Source organism: Herbaspirillum sp. YR522, from assembly GCF_000282575.1.
In the GTDB taxonomy this organism is placed as follows: domain Bacteria; phylum Pseudomonadota; class Gammaproteobacteria; order Burkholderiales; family Burkholderiaceae_D; genus Herbaspirillum.
In genome coordinates this window covers 1-3,187 of the sequence record NZ_AKJA01000004.1, presented here as the reverse complement: position 1 = coordinate 3,187, position 3,187 = coordinate 1, and the positions used below count along the sequence as shown (strand labels likewise).

The window sequence follows — 3,187 nt, the reverse complement described above, 5'->3', positions numbered from 1 at the left end:
TGGCGGGCACGACCGGTAGCCGCCGTGTCATCAAGGATCGGCTGGGCCGCGTGGTGGAAGATATCGAGTCGATCCGCGAGCCCCATGACGGACGCGACCTGACGCTGTCGATCGACAGCAAGATCCAGTACATCGCCTTCACCCAGTTGAAGGAAGCGGTCGAGAAACACAAGGCCAAGGCAGGCGGCATCATCGTGGTCGACGCCAAGACCGGCGAAGTGCTGGCGCTGGCCAACATGCCCACCTACAACCCGAACAACCGCTCGGTGCTGACCGGCGCCCAGTTGCGCAACCGGGTGGTGACCGATACCTTCGAGCCCGGCTCGACCTTGAAGCCGTTTACGGTGGCATTGTCGCTCGACACCCATCGCGTCACGCCGTCGACGGTGTTCCAGACCTCGCCGGGCAAGATGACCATCGGCACCGCCACCATCGGCGATTCGCACGCCCATGGTCCGCTGACGGTGGCGCAGATCATCGAGAAGTCGTCCAACATCGGCACCGCCAAGATCGCGCTGCAGATGCCGCCCGAAGAGATGTGGGAGATGTTTACCACGGTCGGCTTCGGCCAGCAGCCCAAGTACGGCTTCCCGGGGGCGGTAGCCGGGCGGGTGCGCCCCTACAAATCGTGGCGCCCGATCGAGCAGGCCACGATGAGCTATGGCCACGGCATCTCGGTGTCGCTGATCCAGCTGGCCCATGCCTACCTGATCTTCGCCCGCAACGGCGACATCATCCCGCTCTCGTTTACCAAGGTGAACGATTCGCCGATCGGCCAGCGCGTGATTTCCGAAAACACCGCCTTGCAGATGCGGCGCATGCTCGAGACCGTGGTCGCGCCGGGCGGCACCGCGCCCCAGGCGCAGGTGCCCGGCTATCGCGTCGGTGGCAAGACCGGCACCGCCTACAAGATCGAGGGCGGCAAGTACGTGCGCAAGTACGTGGCCTCGTTCTCGGGCATCGCGCCGATGTCCGACCCGCGCCTGATCATCGCGGTGATGATCGATGAGCCCAGCAACGGCCAGCACTATGGCGGCCCGGTGGCCGGTCCGGTGTTTGCCAATGTGGCCGCCAATGCGTTGCGGGCGCTCAATGTGCCGCCCGATTCGAGCGTGACCAACATCATCATCCCCAAGGAACCGCTCGAGGAGAGTATGTAATGAGCTCGCGAGCGCCTTGCCTCACCGATATCCACGACTGGTTGCAGGCCAATGCACCCGGCGCGCAGCTGGCCGCCGATTCGCGCCGCATCGCGCCCGGCGATGTGTTCTTCGCCTATGTGGGCGACGCCGACGGTCGCTCTTATATAGCGGACGCCATCGAACGTGGTGCCGCCGCCGTACTGTTCGAAGCCGACGGCTATCAATGGCCGCAGCAATTGCAGGTCCCGCACCTGGCGGTAGAAGGCCTCAAGCAGGTCGCCGGCGAGATTGCCGCTGCCTGGTACCGCCAGCCCGACCAGTCGATGTTTACCGTGGCCGTGACCGGCACCAACGGCAAGACCTCGTGCGCCTGGTGGCTGGGCGCGGTGCTCTCGCGTGGCCCTGGCGCCGGTCCCACCGGCGTGATCGGCACGCTGGGCGTGGGCAGCTTCCAGGGCGGTCGCCCGCAGGCCTTCGATGTCACCGGCTACACCACGCCCGACGCCGTGCTGCTGCAACGCAGCCTGGCCGGCCTGGCGCGCGCCGGGGTCGATAGCGTGGCCATCGAGGCGTCGTCGATCGGCCTGGCGCAGGGCCGCATGAACGGTATGCACGTGGACGTGGCGCTGTTGACCAATTTCACCCGCGACCACCTCGATTATCACGGCGACATGCAGGCCTACGAGACGGCCAAGCGCGCACTGTTCGAGTGGAACGGCCTCAAGCACGCCGTGATCAACCTCGACGACGCCATGGGCGTGCGCCTGCTGCCGCTGGTGCAGGCGCGCCAGGTGCCGTTGATCGGCTATGCCATCGAAGAACGGATCGATGCCGCCGCCACGGGCGTGCCGACCCTGCATGCCAGCGCCATCCGCGGCAGCCATGCCGGTACCGTGTTTCATGTCGATTCCCCGTTTGGCAGCGGCCAGGTCAAGACCCAACTGGTGGGACGCTTCAATGTCAGCAACGTGCTGGGCATCATGGGCGTGCTGCTGGCGCGCGGCCTGGCCTGGGACGTGGTGGTGGCGGCCGTTGGCACGCTCAGCGCCGCCCCCGGCCGCATGCAGCAGTTCGGTGGTCCCGACGTGCCCCTGATCGTGATCGACTACGCGCATACCCCCGATGCACTCGAGAAGACCCTGTCGACGTTGCGCCAGGTGGCAACCCAGCGCAACGGCGAGCTATGGTGCGTGTTCGGCTGCGGCGGCGACCGCGACCCCGGCAAGCGCGCGCCGATGGGGCAGGCATCCGAACAGGCCGACCACGTGATCCTGACCAATGACAATCCGCGCAGCGAGGACCCCAAGGCGATCATCGCCCAGATCCGCGGCGGTATGGCGCGCATCGAGCCGCAGGTCATCGAAGACCGCGCCGGCGCCATCCTGTGGGCGATTCGCCACGCCACCAAGGCCGATGTGGTGCTGTTGGCCGGCAAGGGACATGAGGCCTACCAGGAGATCGCCGGCAAGAAGCTGCCTTTCCTCGACGCCGACCACGTGGCGCTGGCCCTGGCGGCGCGCTCGACCATGATGGGGGGCGCATGATGCGGTTCGATTTCGCCCAGATGCTGCAGTGGATCCGTGACGCCGAAAGCGCCGCCTCGGCGCATCCGGCCGTGACCGTGGCCAATGCACCGGCAGGCTTGCTGGCGCTCGACGACGTGCTCACCGATTCGCGCCTGGTCAAGCCCGGCAGCGTATTCGTGGCTTTGCGTGGCGAGCGCTTCGATGCGCATGATTTCCTCATGGACGTCGCAGCCCAGGGCGCCAGCGCAGTGGTGGTCGAGCGCCTGGTGCCCGGACTGGCGGTGCCGGCCATCGTGGTGCCGGACACCCGTGCGGCGCTGGGCCAGATCGCCCATGGCTGGCGTTCCCTATATAGTGTGCCGGTCATTGGCGTGACCGGCAGCAACGGCAAGACCACCGTCAAGGAAATGCTGGTGTCGATCCTGGCAGCGGCCTTTGGCGAGGACGGCTATCTGGGCACCCGTGGCAACTTCAACAACGACATCGGCGTGCCGCTGACGCTGTTTCGGCTGGGGGGGG

The 3,187-nt window shown here is 66.7% G+C and carries 3 protein-coding genes; all 3 read left to right on the top strand.

Annotated features, from left to right (window positions below):
• Nucleotides 1–1,160: penicillin-binding protein 2 (locus PMI40_RS00040; protein WP_008110840.1), on the top strand; the 1,160-nt coding region annotated here is incomplete at its 5' end.
• Nucleotides 1,160–2,686 (top strand): UDP-N-acetylmuramoyl-L-alanyl-D-glutamate--2,6-diaminopimelate ligase, encoded by a 1,527-nt coding sequence (locus PMI40_RS00035; protein ID WP_008110839.1) that lies wholly within the window; start codon nt 1,160–1,162, stop codon nt 2,684–2,686. The genes PMI40_RS00040 and PMI40_RS00035, both read left to right, overlap by 1 nt.
• On the top strand, nt 2,683–3,187 hold a 505-nt coding region (locus PMI40_RS00030), incomplete at its 3' end, for a Mur ligase family protein (RefSeq protein ID WP_008110838.1). The genes PMI40_RS00035 and PMI40_RS00030, both read left to right, overlap by 4 nt.

Bases quoted from the DNA above. Each gene is read 5' to 3' on its own strand.
- PMI40_RS00035 (WP_008110839.1), top strand. From the start codon at position 1,160: ATGAGCTCGCGAGCGCCTTGCCTCACCGATATCCACGACTGGTTGCAG.